At 69.4% G+C, this 19,280-nt stretch carries 11 protein-coding genes; 6 read left to right on the top strand and 5 right to left on the bottom strand.

The genetic code is table 11. The features are described 5' to 3' along the window. Window positions 1-6 precede the first annotated feature (6 nt). The 5 genes from nirB to ACQ4L4_RS18490 form a co-directional block, all read right to left on the bottom strand. A complete protein-coding gene (nirB, locus tag ACQ4L4_RS18470) occupies window positions 7-2,427 on the bottom strand; it encodes a nitrite reductase large subunit NirB (RefSeq protein ID WP_431104973.1) in 2,421 nt (806 codons plus the stop codon). 183 nt (window positions 2,428-2,610) lie between these two features. Further along, on the bottom strand, window positions 2,611-3,411 hold the full coding sequence (locus ACQ4L4_RS18475; RefSeq protein ID WP_431100377.1) for an ABC transporter ATP-binding protein: 801 nt from the start codon (window positions 3,409-3,411) through the stop codon (window positions 2,611-2,613). Between the two features lie 127 nt (window positions 3,412-3,538). Beyond that, a complete protein-coding gene (gene ntrB, locus ACQ4L4_RS18480) occupies window positions 3,539-4,456 on the bottom strand; it encodes a nitrate ABC transporter permease (RefSeq protein ID WP_431100379.1) in 918 nt (305 codons plus the stop codon). A gap of 44 nt (window positions 4,457-4,500) precedes the next feature. Continuing rightward, on the bottom strand, window positions 4,501-5,724 hold the full coding sequence (locus ACQ4L4_RS18485; protein ID WP_431100380.1) for a CmpA/NrtA family ABC transporter substrate-binding protein: 1,224 nt from the start codon (window positions 5,722-5,724) through the stop codon (window positions 4,501-4,503). Between the two features lie 332 nt (window positions 5,725-6,056). After that, the gene (locus ACQ4L4_RS18490) at window positions 6,057-6,692 is read right to left on the bottom strand and encodes an ANTAR domain-containing response regulator (protein WP_431100382.1); all 636 of its coding nucleotides are present in this window, start codon (window positions 6,690-6,692) and stop codon (window positions 6,057-6,059) included. A 173-nt stretch (window positions 6,693-6,865) separates the two neighbouring features. Here ACQ4L4_RS18490 and ACQ4L4_RS18495 point away from each other — a divergent pair, with 173 nt between their 5' ends. From ACQ4L4_RS18495 to ACQ4L4_RS18520, 6 genes are all read left to right on the top strand, one after another. Beyond that, window positions 6,866-9,952: a PEP-CTERM sorting domain-containing protein gene (locus ACQ4L4_RS18495; RefSeq protein WP_431100383.1), complete on the top strand. Its 3,087-nt coding sequence runs from the start codon at window positions 6,866-6,868 to the stop codon at window positions 9,950-9,952. Further along, on the top strand, window positions 9,949-10,935 hold the full coding sequence (locus tag ACQ4L4_RS18500) for a PEP-CTERM sorting domain-containing protein (protein WP_431100384.1): 987 nt from the start codon (window positions 9,949-9,951) through the stop codon (window positions 10,933-10,935). Before ACQ4L4_RS18495 ends, ACQ4L4_RS18500 begins: the two co-directional genes overlap by 4 nt. Window positions 10,936-11,116: 181 nt before the next feature. Next, the gene (gene icmF, locus ACQ4L4_RS18505; protein ID WP_431100385.1) at window positions 11,117-14,503 is read left to right on the top strand and encodes a fused isobutyryl-CoA mutase/GTPase IcmF; all 3,387 of its coding nucleotides are present in this window, start codon (window positions 11,117-11,119) and stop codon (window positions 14,501-14,503) included. A 71-nt stretch (window positions 14,504-14,574) separates the two neighbouring features. Next, window positions 14,575-15,813, top strand: coding sequence for a hypothetical protein (locus ACQ4L4_RS18510; protein WP_431100386.1), 1,239 nt, complete (start codon window positions 14,575-14,577; stop codon window positions 15,811-15,813). Window positions 15,814-15,929: 116 nt separating this feature from the next. Further along, complete coding sequence (locus ACQ4L4_RS18515) at window positions 15,930-17,474, top strand: methyl-accepting chemotaxis protein (protein WP_431100388.1); 1,545 nt, start codon at window positions 15,930-15,932, stop codon at window positions 17,472-17,474. A gap of 100 nt (window positions 17,475-17,574) precedes the next feature. Next, a complete protein-coding gene (locus ACQ4L4_RS18520; protein ID WP_431100390.1) occupies window positions 17,575-19,125 on the top strand; it encodes a methyl-accepting chemotaxis protein in 1,551 nt (516 codons plus the stop codon). Window positions 19,126-19,280 lie beyond the last annotated feature (155 nt).

The raw sequence follows: 19,280 nt of genomic DNA on the forward strand, positions 1-19,280 counted from the left end.
TGTTCCTCACGCTTGAACGGTGGCGACCGGCTCGAACTGGCGCACGTCGACCTGGGCCTTGGCGAACTCGAACCACGGATCCGGCTCGCCGTCGAGCGCGAACTGCAGCTCGGCCCACAGCGCCTTGCGCCCCTCGGCGTCGTCGAGGATGCGGCGTTTCACATGGTCCAGGCCCACGCGGCTCACGTAGTGCACGGTGCGTTCGAGGTACCAGCCCTCCTTGCGGTAGAGCTGCATGAAGGCGCCGGTGTATTCCATGACCTCTTCCGAGGTCTTGAGCTTGACCAGGAAGTGCGCCACCTCGGTCTTGATGCCGCCGTTGCCGGCGACGTACATCTCCCAGCCGGAGTCCACGCCGATGATGCCGACGTCCTTGATACCGGCCTCGGCGCAGTTGCGCGGGCAGCCGCTGACGGCGAACTTGACCTTGTGCGGCGCATACATCCGCCACATCGCGCGCTCCAGGTCCTTGCCCATCTGCGTGCTGTCCTGCGTGCCCATGCGGCACCACTCGGAGCCGACGCAGGTCTTCACCGTGCGCAGCGCCTTGGCGTAGGCATGGCCGCTGGGCATGCCGATGTCGCGCCAGACGTCGACCAGATCCTCCTTGCGCACGCCCAGCAGGTCGATGCGCTGGCCGCCGGTCACCTTCACCGTCGGGATCTTGTACTTGTCGACTGCGTCGGCGATCCGGCGCAGCTCATCGGCGGTCGTCTCCCCGCCCCACATCCGCGGGATCACCGAGTAGGTCCCGTCCTTCTGGATATTCGCGTGACTGCGCTCGTTGATGAAGCGCGACTGCGGATCGTCGACGGCCTCCTTGGGCCACGACGAGATCAGGTAGTAGTTGAGCGCCGGCCGGCAGGTCGCGCAGCCGTTGGGCGTCTTCCAGCCCAGGCGTTCGTAGACGTCGCCGAGTTTGATCAGGTGCTGGTCGAAGATGGCGTCGCGCACCTCCTGGTGGCTGAGGTCGGTGCAGCCGCAGATCGCCTTCTTCTTCGGCGCCGAGGAGTAGTCGCCGCCGGCCGTGAACATCAGCAGCTGCTCGACCAGCCCCGTGCAGGAGCCGCAGCTCGCGCTGGCCTTGGTGTGCTTGCGCACCTCCTCCAGCGTGAACAGGCCCTTCTCCTTGATCGCCTTGCAGACGGCGCCCTTGGTGACGCCGTTGCAGCCGCAGACCTCGTCGCTGTCGGCCATCGCGGCCGCCTTGCTATGCCCCTGGTGGCCGACGTCGCCGATGTTGCTCTCGCCGAACATCAGCTTGTCCCGGATGTCGCCGATCTTGCGGCCCTCGCGCAGCAGCTTGAAGTACCAGCTGCCGTCGACGGTGTCGCCGTACAGGCAGGCGCCGACCAGCTGGTCCTCCTTGATGACGAGCTTCTTGTAGACGCCGGCGAAGGGATCGCTCATCACGATCTCCTCGGTGCCCTCGCCGCCCATGAAGTCGCCGGCCGAGAACAGGTCGATGCCGGTGACCTTCAGCTTGGTGCTGGTCTGGCTGCCGAGGTAGCGGCCGATGCCGAACTGTGCCAGGTGGTTCGCGCAGACCTTGCCCTGCTCGAACAGCGGCGCGACGAGACCGTAGGCGATGCCGCGGTGCGCGGCGCACTCGCCGACGGCGTACACGCGGGGATCGGTGACCGTCTGCAGCGTGTCGGTGACGACGATGCCGCGATGGCAGTGCAGGCCGGCGCGCTCGGCCAGCGCGGTGTTGGGGCGGATGCCGGCGGCCATCACGACGAGGTCGGCGGGGATCTCCTCGCCGTCCTTGAAACGCACGGCCATCACCCGTCCGTCCTTGTCGCCGATCAGCGCCTCCGTCTGCGCGCCCATCCGGAAGCGCAGGCCGCGTTCCTGCAGCGACTTGCGCAGCAGCTCGCCGGCCTGGTCGTCGAGCTGGCGCTCCATCAGCCAGCCGGCAATGTGGATGACCGTGACCTGCATGCCGCGCAGCATCAGGCCGTTCGCCGCCTCCAGGCCCAGCAGCCCGCCGCCGATGACGACGGCGTGGCGGTACTTCGTCGCCGCTTCGATCATCGCGTTCGTGTCGGCGATGTCGCGGTAGGCGATCACGCCCGCCAGTTCCTTGCCCGGCACCGGCAGGATGAAGGGCGTGGAGCCGGTGGCGATCAGCAGGCGGTCGTACTCGGCTTCCGTGCCGTCGTCGGCGATGACCTTGCGCTTGATCCGGTCGATCGTCGTCACCATCTTGCCGAGGTGCAAGGTGATGCCGTGCTCGTCGTACCAGGACAGCGGATTCAGGACGATCTCGTCCAGCGTCTGCTCGCCGGCGAGCACCGGACTCAGCAGGATGCGGTTGTAGTTCGGATGCGGCTCCGCGCCGAAGACGGTGATGTCGTAGAGATCGGGCGAGATCTTCAACAGCTCCTCGAGCGTGCGCACGCCGGCCATGCCGTTGCCCACCATCACCAGCCGCTGGCGCGTCCTGGCCGGTGCGGCAGCGGCTGCGGTCGCGGCTGTTGTCGCGGCTGTTGTCGCGGTTGTGGTCGCTGATGTCGTCTCGGAAATCGTGGTCATGGGAGTCTCCTTCGGACAGGGCTCCGCGACGCCGGGCCGCGAAGGCCCCGGCGAGGAACGGAGCGCTCGGGATCAGGCGGCCTTGGCCTCGACGTGCCGATGCCGCGTGTAGAGGAAGTCGATCACCGCCTTGCGCGCATGGACGTAGGTCGGGTCCTCGGCGAGCGCGACGCGGTCGCGCGGCCGCGGCAGCGTGACGGGCAGGATCTCGCCGATCGTGGCCGCCGGGCCGTTGGTCATCATGACGATGCGGTCGGACAGGAGCACCGCCTCGTCCACGTCGTGCGTGACCATGACCACCGTGCTGTGCGTCGCGGCGACGATCTTCAGCAGCTCGTCCTGCAGGTGCGCGCGCGTCAGCGCGTCCAGCGCGCCGAAGGGCTCGTCCATCAGCAGCACCTTGGGCTCCATCGCCAGCGCCCGCGCGATGCCCACGCGCTGCTTCATGCCGCCGGAGATCTCATGCGGACGCTTGAACATCGCGTGGCTCATGCCGACGAGGTGCAGCGCCTCCTCGGTGCGCGCCATCAGGCGCGGGCGCAGCTCGCGGCCGCCGAAGACCGACTCCACCGCCAGCAGCACGTTGTCGAAGCAGGTCAGCCACGGCAGCAGCGAGTGGTTCTGGAACACGACCGCGCGCTCGGGGCCGGGGCCGGCGATCTCGCGGCCGTCGCAGAGCAGGCCGCCGTCGGTGGGCTGCAGCAGACCGGCGATCAGGTTCAGCAGCGTCGACTTGCCGCAGCCCGAATGGCCGATCAGCGTCACGAACTCGCCCTTGGCGATGTCGAGGTCGATCTCGCGCAGCGCATGGAAGCGGCCCTTGCGGCTGGTGAAAACCATCTCGGCCTGCTGCACACGGATGAACGGACTCATCGAAGTCTCCTCGGATCAAGAGGCCCGGGATCGGGCCGAGATATCAAGCGGCGCCCGTGGAACTGGCTCCGCCAGGCCACCGGGCTCGCCCCCTTGAGGGGGCCGGCGAAGCCGGTAGGGGGTGGGCCTAGTCATCGAAGGAAAAGCGCTTGGCGAGGGCCATCAGGAACCACTCCAGCAACAAGCCCACGATCCCGATCACGAAGATCGCGATGAGGATGTGCTGCACGTTGAGGTTGTTCCACTCGTCCCAGATCCAGAAGCCGATGCCGACGCCGCCGGTCAGCATCTCGGCCGCGACGATCACCAGCCACGCGGTGCCGACGGACAGCCGCACGCCGGTCAGCATGTAGGGCAGCACGGCGGGGAAGAGGATGCGCGTCACCAGCTTCCATTCGGACAGGCGCAGCACGCGGGCGACGTTGAGGTAGTCCTGCGGCACGCGCTGCACGCCGACCGCGGTGTTGACGACCATCGGCCAGATCGAGCAGATGAAGATGGTCCAGATCGCCGCCGGGTTGGCGCTCTTGAACACCAGCAGCCCGATCGGCAGCCACGCCAGCGGCGACACCGGCTTGAGCAGGCTGATCAGCGGCGACAGCATGCGGCTCGCGAATTCGAAGCGGCCGATGATGAAGCCCAGCGGGATGCCGACCGCCGCCGCGAGACCGAAGCCCAGCGCCACCCGCTGCAGCGAGTTCAGGATGTTCCAGCCGATGCCCTGATCGTTCGGCCCGTTGCGATAGAACGGATCGGCGAACAGCTTGACCGCGGCGTCCCAGGTCGCGCCCGGCGTCGGGAACTCGCCGCCCTTCATCGTCGCGACGTACCAGACCAGCCAGAGCAGGCCCAGGCCGCACACCGGCGGCAGCACGCGCATCCAGACGGCGCGCCAGTCGATGCCGGCGCGCGGCGGCCGCACGGGCTCCGCCTTGGCGACCGGCTCGTTGGCCGCGTCGCGCGCCAGCGGCAAGGGCGTCGCGACGGAGACGGTGACCGGCTCGCTGTTCGCATCGCCGGGGGAATGAAAAACGGCACTGACCATGGCGGACTCCTGCATCGATCAGAAGGGAGAGGTGAGGAAGCCCGTCATGCGCGGACCTTGAAGGAGTCCGCGTACTTGGCGGGATCCTTGGCGTCCCAGACGACGCCGTCGAACAGCTTCGCCGAGCGCATCGTCTCCTTCGGCACCGACACGCCGAGCGCCGATGCCGCCTGCTTGTAGAGCTCGATCTGGTTCACCTGGCGCGCGACGCCCAGGTAGTCCGGGTGTTCCTTGATCAGTCCCCAGCGCTTGTGCTGCGTCAGGAACCACATGCCGTCGGACAGCCAGGGGAAGTTGACCTGGCCGTCGTTGAAGAACTTCATGTAGTTGGGGTCGTCCCAGGTCTTGCCCAGGCCGTTCTGGTACCGGCCCAGGATGCGCTGGTTGATCGCGTCGACGCTGGTGTTGACGTAGGCCTTGTCGGCGATGGTCTCGGCCATCTTCTGCTTGTTGGACAGGCTGGCGTCGATCCAGCGGCTGGCCTCGAGCACCGCCATGATCACGGCGCGCGCGGTGTTGGGGTACTTCTTGACGAAGTCGCCGGTGGTGCCGAGCACCTTCTCCGGATGGTCCTTCCAGATGTCCTGCGTCGTGGCGGCGGTGATGCCGATGCCGTCGATGATGGCGCGGTGGTTCCAGGGCTCGCCGACGCAGAAGCCGTCCATGTTGCCCACGCGCATGTTGGCCACCATCTGCGGCGGCGGCACGGTGATGACCTTGGCCTCCTTCATCGGGTTCACGCCCGCGGCGGCCAGCCAGTAGTAGATCCACATCGCGTGCGTGCCGGTCGGGAAGGTCTGCGCGAAGGTGTAGTCGCGCTTGTCCTTCTTCATGACCTTGGCCAGCGAGGCCGCGTCCACCGCGCCGGCCTCGGCCAGCTTCTTCGACAGCGTGATCGCCTGGCCGTTGTTGTTCAGGGTCATCAGCACGGCCATGTCCTTCTTCGGACCGGCCACGCCCAGCTGCACGCCGTAGATCAGGCCGTAGAGCACGTGCGCCATGTCGAGCTCGCCGTTGACGAGCTTGTCGCGCACGCCGGCCCAGGAGGCTTCCTTGGTCGGGATGATCTTGATGCCGTACTTCTTGTCGAAGCCCAGCGCGGCGGCCATCACCACCGACGCGCAGTCGGTCAGCGGGATGAAGCCGATGCGGACCTCCTCCTTCTCCGGCTTGTCGGAGCCGGCGGCGAACGCGCCGCCGCCCGGCAGCGCGGACAGCCCGCCCAGCGCCGCGCCGGTGGCGAGCAGCTTGCGACGCTCAGCGCTCATCAGACCCTCCTGGGAACCGTGTTGCATTCAAGACCTCCGGGGGAAAAACAAAAAAGGCGTCGCGACCGTCCCGCTTCGTCGAAGCGGAACCGATCGGACGCCTTTGCCCAAATCTTCCAGACGGCCCCCACGCCGTTGCGGGGGCTTGAGCAGGACATTGCAGGAAGCGTGCCACGAGCTCGAGGCGACGCCGCCCAGAGGGAAGCGCGCAGGGCCTCATCGCGCAAGCGCCCCGCGATGCACTGTCTGGCGGCATCCATGCGCCGTCGCGGTGCACGAGGTGGTGCATCGGGTCCTCCGGCAGGTCGCGCGCGAGGTGAGTGCGATGACGCTCAACCGCGCAGCAGGTCGTGCGCGTCGATCACGCGGCGGGCGACCTGCGCGAGCGCCTCGCCGCGGTCCATCGCGAGCTTGCGCAGGCGCTGATAGGCCTGGTCCTCGTCCAGGCCCTGCTCGCGCATCAGGATGCCCTTGGCCTTGTCGACGAGCTTGCGCGAGGCCAGTTGCGCCTGCGTCTTGCTGAGCTCCTCGCGCAGCGCGAAGTCCTGCTCGAAGCGCGCGATCGCCACGTGCAGCACCGGGGCGAGCCGCTGCGTCTGCAGCCCCGCCACCACATACGCGCTGACGCCGGCCTGGATCGCGCGGCGCATCGGGGCGCGGTCCTCGTCCTCCGCGAAGATGACCACGGGGCGCGGCATCTTCGTCGACAGCGTGGCGAGGTTCTCCAGCGTGTCGCGCGTGGGGGACTCGGCATCGACGATGACGACGTCCGGCTGCAGGCGCAGCACGCAGTCGTGGATCAGCGTGGCCTGCTCGATGACGCCGACGACCTCGCAGCCCTGGCGCACCAGTTCGTCGCGCAGCAGGTCGACGCGATGGGCGCCGTCGTCGATGAGCAGCACGCGCAAGCCGGCATGCGCGGCATGCGCGGGCGGCGGGCTGGCATCGGGGGCGGGCGGCGGCTTCACGCCGGGCAACGCGCAAGTTCCGTGCCTCGTCGCGCGCGGACCGCGAGCAATCGGCGCTCCCATGGGGGTGCAGGCCACGTGCCCATCGTCGTTCTTTCCGGGGGCTCCGCCGACGGGCATGTCGGACTACCGTCGCGACAACCGCGCCAGGCTGCGCGGTTCAGGGAGAAGCCATGACCCGTCATCACACCGGCACGAAGGTCGGATCGATCGTCGCAGTGATCGCGGGCCTGCTCGGTCTGCCGGCCTCGGTCGTCGCCGCGGAGAACTCGCTCACCGCGGAGAGCCGGTCCATCGGCCTGACGACCAACGTTTCCGACGCCGATGCGTCGTCGACGAGTCCCGGCGTCGTCTCGACGTCGAGCGCGACGCTGGAATCGGGCCCCGGCTTCGTCACGAGCGGCTTCTCCCGGACCCGGGGCTTCATGCGGCCGGGTGCCATGACGTTCGATGTCTCCGCCGGCATGATCACGGCGAGCGCCGGCGCATCCGCACTCATGTTCACCGACAGTCAGGTGACCGGCTACACGATCGACAGTTTCGTCGTCACCTGTCCCACCTGCGTGGCCGGCACACGCGGATCGCTGACGCTGGCACTGCAGGCGGACGCGCGCGTGGACTGGACCGGCGGACAGATCGCGGGCACTTCCGCGGGCAACTACGGCGGCTACTCGATCTGGAGCAGCACCCTGATCACCCACGCGGACGGCATCCGGGACGGCCAGGGGCAGGACGTCTACACGCAGCTGTTCACACGTACCGAACACCAGTTCGACCGGGGGGCGCTCACCACCACCGTCACCGGCTCGGCGGCCGGCCTGCAGACGATGACGCTGGACTTCCTCTTCGGCGAGCCCATCCACTTCGTCTGGAACATGACGCTGGGCTTCTCCGGCGGCACCGGTCAGGCCCTGCCGCACGACGCCACCACCTGGGCCGCGCTCGCCATGCAGGTCGGGCCCGACGATGCGTACTGGAACGGCATCACCTCGGTGCTGGACAACAACGGGCTGAACGTCGCCGGCTACACCGCCTTCAATCCCGGTGGCGTCGACTTCGCGCGGTCGTTCGCCGTCGTCGTGCCCGAGCCGGGGACCTGGGCGTTGATGGCGGTCGGCCTGGGGCTGCTGGCACTGATCGCTCGGCGCCGGCGTGAGCGGTGTGAGCGGCATGAGCGGCGTGTCCGCGCGCCGGCCCTCCGCAGACTGCTCGCGGCCTTCGGGGGCATCGCCGGCCTTGGACTCGTGGGCCTGGCGGGCACCGCTCAGGCCCAGTCCTTCTCCGTCGGCTACAGCTACGACCTCGGGGCGCCTGGCGCGACCGGTCGGAGCGGCCAGGAGAGCGGCGCCTTGTCCCCCGGCGAAGTGCGGCGGTTCAACGATGCGATCGGATTCAGCGACGCCGCGCTGTCCTCCGATGCCCGCGTCGAAGGCTGGGGCGCGGCGCGCTACGGTCATCTGCAGTCCTACGCCAAGGGCTCGACGTCGCTCATGGCGCAGGGACCGGATCAGGGCACCTACGTGCGCGGGGACATCACCGTCTCCCTCACCGACAGCTTCATCATCCAATGCGGAGGCTGCGCGGCGGGAACCTCGGGATCGATGAGTTTCCGCGTCTACTTCGACGCCGCCACGGCGCGCAATGGCGGACTGGGCCAGTCGCCGACGCCGACCGGCGGCTACCTCGCCGACACCAACTGGTCGACCGGCTTCCAGATCCGCGCCGAGGGCGTGCCCGATCCGACGCCGCCCGACATCCCCGGGCCGCCGAATCCCGGCCAGAAATCGCTCGAGTACTACCGCCTCGACACGCTGCACAACGACGTTCCCGGCATCGAGGAAAGCCCGCGCGTGTCGGCGGGACTGCAGGAGCTGTCGATCGACTTCGTCTTCGGCGAGGAGATCCACCTCGACATGAGTCTGCGCGCGGCGGTGCTCGGCGGCGTCTACACCGGCGAGAACACCACGCCGTTCAGCGGACACGGCGCGATGGAGACCGATGCGACGCGCAGCATGTACTGGGACGGCATCACCAGCGTGTTCGACGCGCAGGGCAACGCGGTCAACGGCTTCACCGCGCTGAACGCGGTGGGCGTCGACTACGCGCGATCGTTCGCCAACGCGGCCGCCGTGCCGGAGCCGGGCACCTGGGCGCTGATGGCCGCCGGGCTGGCGATGCTGGGCTGGCGCTTGCGTCGCCATGCGCGATCGGCGCTGACGACGGCGTTGTCCGTTGGCGCCATCGCCATTCCCATCGCAGGGGCGCCGATGCTGGCGCAAGCTCAGGCACCGGAGTTCCTCACCAGCCAGACGCTCACGACCTCGCTCGCGGGGCAGCAGCTGACCCAGACGCGCGAAGGCAGCCTGCGCAACGTGCGCGTCGACGGCGCGCTGTCGCAGATGGCGCAGACCGCCGACCTCGCGGGCAGCGTGCAGCTCTCGACCTGGGGACGCGCCGGCTACGGCTACGCCCAGGCGTTCGCGCAGGGCGCGAGCCAGCTGTCGACGACCGTGCCGGAACAGGCGGCGCAGGCCTGGGGCTCGTCGTCGGCCATCAGCCGCGACAGCTTCGTGATCGACTGCGACGGCTGCGTGGCCGGCACGCTCGGCTACTTCTCGGCGCGGGTCTACGTCGACGGCGTCACGCACCTGGCCGGCGGTGTGGACAGCCCCGACGCGCTCCATGCCGGTTATGTCGACCGCGGCGCCGGGGTCAGCGTCGAAGCCGAAGGCGTGCCCTGGGACACGCCACCGCCTGACTGGCCCCACGGCGAGCCCTTCCCGCCGAACAACCCCGGCCGCGTGTTCGAGGGCGGGCAGCGGATGGACATCCTCTACAACGACTACACCGAGACCTTTGGCGATGCGTCGTTCGGCCCAGGCTATCGCCACATGACGGTGTTCTTCATCTTCGGCCAGCCCATCCACCTCGAGCTGCACAGCAGCGCCGGCGTGATGGCCGTCGTGTCGGAACAGAGCCAGCCTTCGGTCGACGGTTGGGCGATGTCGACCGCGGACCTCTCCCGCTCCACGTTCTGGGACGGCTTCGACGGCGTGGTCGATTCGAACGGCGTGCCGTTGCGCGAATTCACCGCGCTGAACGCCGCGGGCATCGACTACCGGTATTCGTTCGCCGCAGCCGCGGCCGCCGCCGTGCCAGAACCCGGCACCTGGGCGCTGATGGCCCTCGGCCTGCTGGCGATGGGCGCGTGGGGACGGACCGCGCGCGGGCGCGGCCGTGCGCCGGAGCTCTGCGCGTGAACCCCGCCACCGCATGGCGCCAAGGCGCGCTGGCCGCGCTGCTGATCGGCACCGCCGCGGGCGCGCAGGGTGCCAACTTCTGGACCTGGGGCAACGGCATCAGCCGCACGAGTTCCGAGCAGGACGAGCGGCGGCTGGAGGAGCGCTTCGCCGAATCACCGCTCTTCGCCCAAGTCGTGACCGCCGCCGACGGCGAGGCGCCGGGCCACAGCAGCGTCGCGCAGGCCCAGGCGCGCGGCGAATTCACCTATGGCAACGCGCGCCTGAAGGCGCAGGCCAGCGCTTTCCTCGACAGCCGCGACGGCTCCGGCGTCGCCGTGGGCTCCGCGGTGGTGGGAGGCGGATGGAGCGACCACTTCGCGATCACCTGCCCCGCCTGCGTGTCCGGGACGACCGGCACGATGAGCTTCCGCATCGTCGTCGACGGCGTGCGCTGGCCCGACGGCTACGCCTCCGTCCTGGAGGGGCCGGGCGGGGTCTATGGCGGGGAGACCTCCTGGCAGACGGCGCTCACGCTGAATGCGGCCACCACGTCGCCGTTCCGAGTCGACAGCTACGAGGTCAACTACTTCTACAACGGCGAGCGCAGCCGCTATGCCTCCGGCGATGGCGTCGGCACCTTCACGTACACCGTGCCCGTCACCTTCGGCGAAGCGATCGACATCCAGTGGCGCAGCTCGCTCTATGCGACGGCCGTGGTCGGCCTGACCGACACCGACTCGCGCATCACCGCCTGGGGCGCCGGGCTGACCGACTTCTCCCACAGCTTCGGCTGGGACGGGATCGTCGGCGTCACCGATGCGCAGGGCCGCCCGATGGCGGACGTGACCGCCTTCAACGACGTCGGCATCAACTACGCCGCCTCGCTGGCTGCGGCGACGGTCCCCGAACCGCGCACCTGGGCGCTGATGGCCCTCGGGCTGGCGCTGCTCGCGCTGGGCCGCTCGCGTCGCCTCCGTCGGCCAAATTCCCCGACACCCTAGGGATTCCCCGCCCTTCGCGGGTGAACAACCCCGGTCATCTCTCGTTTACGTAAACGTCAACCGGAATCTAGAATCGGCGCGCAACATCGATCCCCAAAAGGGGTCGACCCACGACAGGCGCCGCGGCGGGACCATCCTCATCCCGCGCAGGCGACCGCGCCCCCAGCCGGAGACACACGTCATGACCGAGATGTCCGCCGAGTACAAGGCCCTGGCCGAGTACCGCCCCACCCAGAAGGTCCGCTTCGTGACCGCCGCCAGCCTGTTCGACGGGCACGACGCGGCGATCAACATCATGCGGCGCATCCTGCAGAGCATGGGCGCGGAGGTCATCCACCTGGGCCACAACCGCTCGGTGGACGAGGTCGTCACCGCCGCGTTGCAGGAAGACGCGCAGGGCATCGCGGTCAGCTCCTACCAGGGCGGCCACGTCGAATACTTCAAGTACATGGTCGAGCTGCTGCGCCAGCGCGGCGGCGAGAAGATCCAGGTCTTCGGCGGCGGCGGCGGCGTGATCGTGCCGGCCGAGATCCGCGACCTGGCCGACCAGGGCGTGCGCATCTTCAGCCCCGAGGACGGCCAGCGCATGGGCCTGATGGGCATGATCGGCGAGATGGTCATGCGCTGCGACCAGGACCTCAGCGCCGCGGCGCCGAAGACGATCGCGGCGCTGCAGGGCCATTCGGAAGCGGCCTGGCGCGGACTCGCGCAGGCCATCACGGCGCTGGAGAACGGGCGCGCCGATGCGGCCTTCACCCAGTCGCTGCGCGAGGCCGCCAAGGGCTTGCGCACGCCCGTGCTGGGCATCACCGGCACCGGCGGCGCGGGCAAGTCCTCGCTGACCGACGAACTGATCCGCCGCCTGCGCCTGGACCAGGACGACGCGCTGCGCATCGCCGTGATCTCCATCGATCCGTCGCGCCGCAAGAGCGGCGGCGCGCTGCTGGGGGACCGCATCCGCATGAACGCGATCGCGCCGTGGTCGGCCGGTCAGCGCGTGTCCGCCGGGCCGTCCCAAGGACACGCAGCCCCCTCGGGGGGCAGCGCAGCCCCGCAAGGGGCAAGCGTGGGGGCTCACAGAGTTTTCATGCGCTCGCTGGCGACGCGCGACTTCGGCTCCGAGATCTCACAGGCGCTGCCCGACGTGATCGCCGCGGCCAAGGTCGCGGGCTTCGACCTCGTCATCGTCGAGACCTCCGGCATCGGCCAGGGCGACGCGGCCATCGTGCCGCACGTCGACGTGCCGATGTACGTGATGACGCCGGAGTTCGGCGCGGCCAGCCAGCTCGAGAAGATCGACATGCTGGACTTCGCCGAGTTCGTCGCGATCAACAAGTTCGACCGCAAGGGCGCGGCCGACGCCTGGCGCGACGTCGCCAAGCAGGTGCAGCGCAACAAGGAGGCCTGGGGCAAGAAGGCCGAGGAACTGCCGGTCTTCGGCACCATGGCCAGCCGCTTCAACGACGACGGCGTCACCGCGCTCTACCAGGCGCTGAAGCCGCGCCTGGCCGAGCTCGGCCTGCCCTTGCGAGACGGCGATGGCCGCCTGCCGGTCGCCGCCACGCGCTTCAGCACCCACCAGACACCCATCGTGCCGCCGGCGCGTTCGCGTTACCTCGCCGAGATCGGCGACACCGTGCGCTCGTACAAGAAGCGGGCGCGCGCGCAAGCGCGCCTGGCCCGCGAGATCCAGCAGCTGACGGCCAGCGCCGCGATGCTCGGCCAGTCCGACGCCAAGGGCGATGCGCAGGGCAACGTCGCCGCGCTCGAAGCGCTCGCCGCGTCCCGCCAGGCGAAGCTCGACGCCGACGCGCGCCAGCTGCTCGCACAGTGGCCCGACATGCAGCAGGCCTACGCCGGCGACGAGTACGTCGTGAAGATCCGCGACAAGGAGATCCGCACGGCGCTGGTGTCGACCTCGCTGTCGGGCACGCGCATCCGCAAGGTCGTGCTGCCGCCGTACGAGGACCAGGGCGAGCTGCTGAAGTGGCTGATGCTGGAGAACGTGCCGGGCAGCTTCCCGTACACGGCCGGCGTGTTCGCGTTCAAGCGCGAGGGCGAGGACCCCACCCGCATGTTCGCCGGCGAGGGCGACGCCTTCCGCACCAACCGGCGCTTCAAGCTGGTGTCGGAGGGCCTGCCGGCCAAGCGGCTGTCGACGGCCTTCGACTCGGTCACGCTCTACGGCGCCGATCCCGCGCCGCGGCCCGACATCTACGGCAAGGTCGGCAACTCCGGCGTCAGCATCGCGACGCTGGACGACATGAAGGTCCTGTACGACGGCTTCGACCTCTGCCACCCGACCACCTCGGTCTCGATGACGATCAACGGCCCGGCGCCGTCGATCCTGGCGATGTTCATGAACACCGCGATCGACCAGCAGCTCGTGAAGTTCAAGGCCGACAACGGCCGCGACCCGACCGCCGACGAGGCCGCCAAGATCCGCGCCTGGGTGCTGGCCAACGTGCGCGGCACGGTGCAGGCGGACATCCTCAAGGAGGACCAGGGCCAGAACACCTGCATCTTCTCGACCGAGTTCTCGCTGAAGGTGATGGGCGACATCGCGCAGTACTTCGTCAACCACGACGTGCGCAACTTCTACTCGGTGTCGATCAGCGGTTATCACATCGCCGAGGCGGGCGCGAACCCGATCTCGCAGCTGGCGTTCACGCTGTCCAACGGCTTCACCTTCGTCGAGGCCTATCTCGCGCGCGGGATGCACATCGACGACTTCGCGCCCAATCTGAGCTTCTTCTTCAGCAACGGCATGGACCCCGAGTACACCGTGCTGGGCCGCGTCGCGCGCCGCATCTGGGCGGTGGCGATGCGCGACAAGTACGGCGCCAACGAGCGCAGCCAGAAGCTGAAGTACCACATCCAGACCTCGGGCCGCTCGCTGCATGCGCAGGAGATCGCCTTCAACGACATCCGCACCACGCTGCAGGCGCTGATCGCGATCTACGACAACTGCAATTCGCTGCACACCAACGCCTATGACGAGGCGATCACCACGCCGACCGAGGAATCGGTGCGTCGCGCGATGGCGATCCAGCTGGTCATCAACCGCGAGTGGGGCCTGGCGAAGAACGAGAACCCCAGCCAGGGCGCGTTCATCATCGACGAGCTCACCGAGCTGGTCGAGGAGGCGGTGCTGACCGAGTTCGAGCGTATCGCCGAGCGCGGCGGCGTGCTGGGCGCGATGGAGACGGGCTACCAGCGCGGCAAGATCCAGGAAGAGTCGATGCACTACGAGATGCTCAAGCACACCGGCGAGTACCCGATCATCGGCGTGAACACCTTCCGCAACCCGCACGGCGACCCGGTGCCGGACCACATCGAGCTGGCGCGCTCGACCGAGGAGGAGAAGCAGGGTCAGCTGGCGCGCCTGGGCGATTTCCACGCGCGCCATGCGGCCGAGGCGCCGGCCATGCTCAAGCGGCTGCAGCAGGCGGTGATCGCCAACGGCAACGTCTTCGACGTGCTGATGGACGCGGTGCGGGTGTGCTCGCTGGGACAGATCACCGCGGCACTGTTTGAAGTGGGTGGGCAGTACCGGCGCAGCATGTGAGTGATCCGCGGGCGCGCGCCGCGCGTCCGCCGGTCCGGCACTAGGGGAGACCTTCGTCGAGGTCTCCCGCCATGCTGCCACCTTCCGCTCTCCCCTCCGCGCTCGTCCAGGCGTTCTCCACCTTGTCGCGCCGCGGCGGCGACAGGACGATCCTCCATCCGGTGCTGCTGCGCCTGACCGGCGCCGGCACGTCCGTCGCCGATCTGCGCGACCTGCGTCCGACCACGCTCGACGAGTTGCCGGACGGCTTCCTGCGGCTGCTGGGAAAGCACGCGTTTCCGCACCCCGCCGACCATCCGCCGGTGGTGGCGCTGCCCGACGGTTGCACGGCCTCCACGGTCAACCGCTTCCTGCGGGAGCTGTCCGGCACGGAATGCGTCAGCGCGCCGCATGTCGACGCGCAGCGCACCCTCGTGGACCTGCCGACCGACACGGCGCTGCGCCTGTTCGAGACCACGGACCCACTCCCGTACCTGCGCAACCCGTCCGGCATCCCGGTGCTGTTCCGCCTGACCGAGCGGGCCCCGAGCTGCGTGCCCCTGGCGCGGGAGGACACCGACGTCGCCCCGACGCGCCTGATGACGGTCGCCGCCTTGCGCGACGCCCTGTGCAGCGACGACTGCCGGCTGGAACTGCCGCCGGCAAAGGCGTTCGGGGACTTGTCGCGCCGGCTCGCCGACCTGTTTGCCTCCTGGTTCGGCCGCTCCGGCGTCGACGACCACCGGAAGGAGGGCGCTCACCCGAGGATCCAGCCGAACGCCGAGGAGCAGCTCACGATCGGCCGTGCGCTGCGCATGGTGCCGCGCGAACTGCTTCCCGCGCCGGGCTCGATCGCCATCGAGGACCTGCTGCTCCGGATGCTTCCCTTCCGCCTGGCGCCTCCGCCTTACCTCAAGCAAGGGCTGGACGAGCAGGACCTGTTGCGGATCGCCCACCTCCTCGACGATCAATGGCACATCGCCAGTCCGCCCCGCGGCGCGTTCCGACCGATCCGGCCGCCGCGCGACCTCGTCACGCTGGCCAAGCTCCAGCGATGGGCCTGGCCGGACGACTTCTACACGCAGGCGAAGTGCATCGACGAGGCGTGCAAGGCACGCCACGCCGCGGCGACCGGCCTGCGCAAGGCCTGGGAGGGGGGCCAGGGCTTCGGCGAGGCCATGTTGAACTTTGCCGAATGGCAGGTGCGTCTGCCCGAGGGCGATGTGCTGCGCCGCATGGGCCTGCTGCAGATGGAAGCGCTGACGGCGCGGCCGCGATCCCGGCGCGTCACTTTCGCGGACCCGCTTTCGCAGGCGGACGATCCGTCGTGACACCGGGCACGGCGACGGCGGCTGGCGTCTGCCGGGGCGCGGGGCTTCCCTTGCGCTGGCACATATCGTGCAATCGGCTCTGCCATCGTCGTTCACAAGAACCGCCGGAGACCGCCATGCCCTTCCTGCGTCGCTTCACCACCGGCAAGCGCCTGTCGCTGGCCTTCGGGCTGATGCTGCTGCTGATCCTCGCCGTCTCGGCGCTCGGCATCCGCGGCAGCAGCCTCGTCTTCGCCGACCTCAAGACGATCTACGAGGATCGGACCATTCCCCTGAAGCAGATCGGCGACATCGACAGCCTGATGCTGCGCAACCGCATCCTGGTGACCGAGATGATGCGCGACCCGGCGCAGCTGCCGACGCTGGACGCGCAGCTGCAGGCCAACATCACGACGATCACCGCGCTGTGGAAGGACTACATGGCCACCTACCTCACCGACGAGGAGAAGCAGCTGGCCACGACCTTCGCCGAGGTCCGCGGCCACTACGTCCGGCAGGGGCTGCTGGCCGCGCGCGACGCGGTCAAGGCCGGCGACTCGGCCAAGGCGCAATCGATCTACGGCGACCGCATCGTGACGCTGGGCGCGCAGGCGAAGGTCGCGATCGACGCCCTGCTGGCGCTGCAGGTGCGTGTCGGGGCCGAGTCCTTCCGCACGGCGGAAGCCACCGCCGCCTCGGTGCGCGGCTGGAGCCTGGCGGCCGCGCTGGCGGCGGTGCTGATCGCGCTGGGCGCCGGCGTGTTCACGACGCGCTCGATCACCGCGCCGATGCAGGAGGCGGTCCACTTCGCCGAGGCCGTCGCGCAGGGCGACCTGCGCAATCGCGACGCGACGCCCGGCCGGGACGAGGCGGCGCGGCTGATCGCGGCGCTCGGCGCCATGGCCGGCTCGCTGCGCGACATCGTCAGCCGCGTGCGCCACAGCAGCGAGAGCATCGCGACCGGCTCCAGCGAGATCGCCAGCGGCAGCCTCGATCTGAGCCAGCGCACCGAGGAGCAGGCCGCCAACCTGCAGCAGACGGCCGCGTCGATGGAGCAGTTGTCGAGCACGGTCCAGAACAACGCCTCCACCGCCGGCCAGGCGGATGCGCTGGCGACGCGCGCCGCGGCGGCGGCCAGCCAGGGCGGCGGCGTCGTGCAGCAGGTCGTGCGGACGATGCAGGACATCAGCACCTCGTCCGGGCAGATCGCCGACATCATCGGCGTCATCGACAGCATCGCCTTCCAGACCAACATCCTGGCGCTGAACGCCGCGGTCGAAGCCGCGCGCGCGGGCGAGCAGGGCAAGGGCTTCGCGGTGGTCGCCTCGGAGGTGCGCGCGCTGGCGCAGCGCTCGGCGCAGGCCGCGCGCGAGATCAAGGCGCTGATCGGGCGCAGCGTGGCGCAGGTGCAGTCCGGCTCCGGACTCGCCGACAACGCCGGCGCGGCGATGCAGGGCATCGTCGACCAGGTGCGCCAGGTCAGCGTGCTGATCGGCGAGATCGCCTCCGCCAGCCACGAACAGTCGCGCGGCATCCAGCAGATCGGCGACGCGGTCACGCAGCTGGACCAAGTGACGCAGCAGAACGCCGCGCTGGTCGAGGAAAGCAGCGCGGCCGCGGACAGCCTGCAGCAGCAGGCCAAGGAACTCGCGGAATTGGTGCGGGTGTTCCGGCTCGCGTGAGCGCGCGCCCCCGGGGCCGGGGGGGCCGGGTTCTCCCGCGTGTTGCCGCCCCGCAGCGGCACTCCCATAATCGATTGCACCATCGCTGTTGGAGTACGACATGCTGCAGGTCCTGAGCCGGATGAAGATCACGACCCTGTTGCAAGTCGGCTTCGCGGCGGTGCTCGCGATGGCCGCCTTGATGACCGGCGTCGGCGTGATGAAGCTGCGCGAGATGGTGCGGCTCAGCGACCAGCTGCACACGCTGGAGCAGCGCCGGCTGATGGCCACGAACTGGCGCGCCGCCACCGAGCTCAATCTCAACCGCGTGATGGCGATGGCCAAGTCCGGCGGACACGAGGGACTCAGCGGTTTCCTGTCCTCCGAGATGACGCGTACGACCGAACGCATCAACCAGTTGCAGGCCGAGCTCGACAAGGTCATCGACGATCCGGAGCAGAAGGCCCAGCTGCCGGTGATCGCTTCCGAGCGGCAGCGCTACGTCGACATCCGCAAGGGCGTGATGGCCGCGATCAAGGCGGACCCGGAGGCCGGCGGGCGGCAGGTCGACCAGACGCTGATCCCGGTGGCGGCGAGTTACCTGGCATCGGTCGAGAAGCTGGTGACGCTGATCTCGGAGGACACCGACAACTTCGCCGCGCAGCAGCGTGAGCAGGCCGCGCAGGCGGCGACGCTGATGCTGACGTTGACGGGCGTCGCGGTCGTGCTGGGGATCTTCATCGCGTGGCGGATCACTCACTCGGTGCGGGCGCCGATGGTGCGGGCCGGCGCGGTGGCGCAGACCATCGCCAGCGGCGACCTGAGCCAGGACATCGTCGTCGACCGCAGCGACGAGATCGGCGTGCTGCTGCGCGAGCTGAGCGCGATGCAGGAGTCGCTGCGGCGCATGGTGCGCCAGGTGCGGGACGGCACGGAGACGATCAATGTCGCGACGCGCGAGATCGCGACCGGCAACCAGGACCTGTCGGCGCGCACCGAGGCCACGGCCTCCAACCTGCAGGAGACGGCGTCGTCGATGGAAGAGCTGACCGGCACGGTCGCCAACACGGCGAGCTCGGCCCAGCAGGCCAACGACCTGGTGAGCGCGACGCGCGTGTCGGCGTCCAAGGGCGGCGACGTCGTCGGCGAGGTGGTCGCGGTGATGCAGCAGATCGAGTCGAGCTCGCGCCGCATCAACGACATCATCGGGACCATCGACGGCATCGCGTTCCAGACCAACATCCTGGCGCTGAACGCGGCCGTCGAGGCGGCGCGCGCCGGCGAACAGGGTCGGGGCTTCGCGGTCGTGGCCGGCGAGGTGCGGGCGCTGGCGCAACGATCGGCGGGCGCGGCCAAGGAGATCAAGGCGCTGATCGGCGAGAGCGTGCTGCGCGTGGATACCGGCACGCGCCTGGCGCAGAACGCGGGACTGGCCATGGGCGAGATCGTCCAGGGCGTGCGCCGCGTGGCCGACATCGTCGGCGAGATCGCCACGGCGGCCGCCGAGCAGAAGGACGGCATCGGCCAGGTCAACGTCGCCGTGCAGCGGCTCGACGAAATGACGCAGCAGAACGCGGCGCTGGTCGAGGAATCGGCCGCGGCGGCGGGCAGCCTGCGCGCGCAGGCGGAACAGCTCAACGCGCTGGTGAGCACCTTCCGACTGGCGGCATGAGGCCTCGAGGAGGGCCTTCGGTCGCGGCCACCTGTGCCGCGCTCATCGCTGGTTCGGCGCTGGCCGTCTTGACCGCCTCGACGGGGGCTGTGCGCAGCCTCAGACTCACACCGCCGCCACGACCGCCACGACCGCCACGACCGCCACGACCAACG

Origin of the sequence: Roseateles noduli, from assembly GCF_050626985.1 — a bacterium.
Taxonomy (GTDB): domain Bacteria; phylum Pseudomonadota; class Gammaproteobacteria; order Burkholderiales; family Burkholderiaceae_C; genus Roseateles; species Roseateles noduli_A.

What these genes read in the sequence shown, in the direction of transcription:
- icmF (WP_431100385.1), top strand. Translation starts at nt 11,117, where the DNA reads ATGACCGAGATGTCCGCCGAGTACAAGGCCCTGGCCGAGTACCGCCCC.
- ACQ4L4_RS18520 (WP_431100390.1), top strand. Translation starts at nt 17,575, where the DNA reads ATGCTGCAGGTCCTGAGCCGGATGAAGATCACGACCCTGTTGCAAGTC.
- ACQ4L4_RS18485 (WP_431100380.1), bottom strand. Translation starts at nt 5,724, where the DNA reads ATGAGCGCTGAGCGTCGCAAGCTGCTCGCCACCGGCGCGGCGCTGGGC.
- nirB (WP_431104973.1), bottom strand. Translation starts at nt 2,427, where the DNA reads ATGGTGGGCAACGGCATGGCCGGCGTGCGCACGCTCGAGGAGCTGTTG.
- ACQ4L4_RS18510 (WP_431100386.1), top strand. Translation starts at nt 14,575, where the DNA reads ATGCTGCCACCTTCCGCTCTCCCCTCCGCGCTCGTCCAGGCGTTCTCC.
- ACQ4L4_RS18495 (WP_431100383.1), top strand. Translation starts at nt 6,866, where the DNA reads ATGACCCGTCATCACACCGGCACGAAGGTCGGATCGATCGTCGCAGTG.
- ntrB (WP_431100379.1), bottom strand. Translation starts at nt 4,456, where the DNA reads ATGGTCAGTGCCGTTTTTCATTCCCCCGGCGATGCGAACAGCGAGCCG.
- ACQ4L4_RS18475 (WP_431100377.1), bottom strand. Translation starts at nt 3,411, where the DNA reads ATGAGTCCGTTCATCCGTGTGCAGCAGGCCGAGATGGTTTTCACCAGC.
- ACQ4L4_RS18515 (WP_431100388.1), top strand. Translation starts at nt 15,930, where the DNA reads ATGCCCTTCCTGCGTCGCTTCACCACCGGCAAGCGCCTGTCGCTGGCC.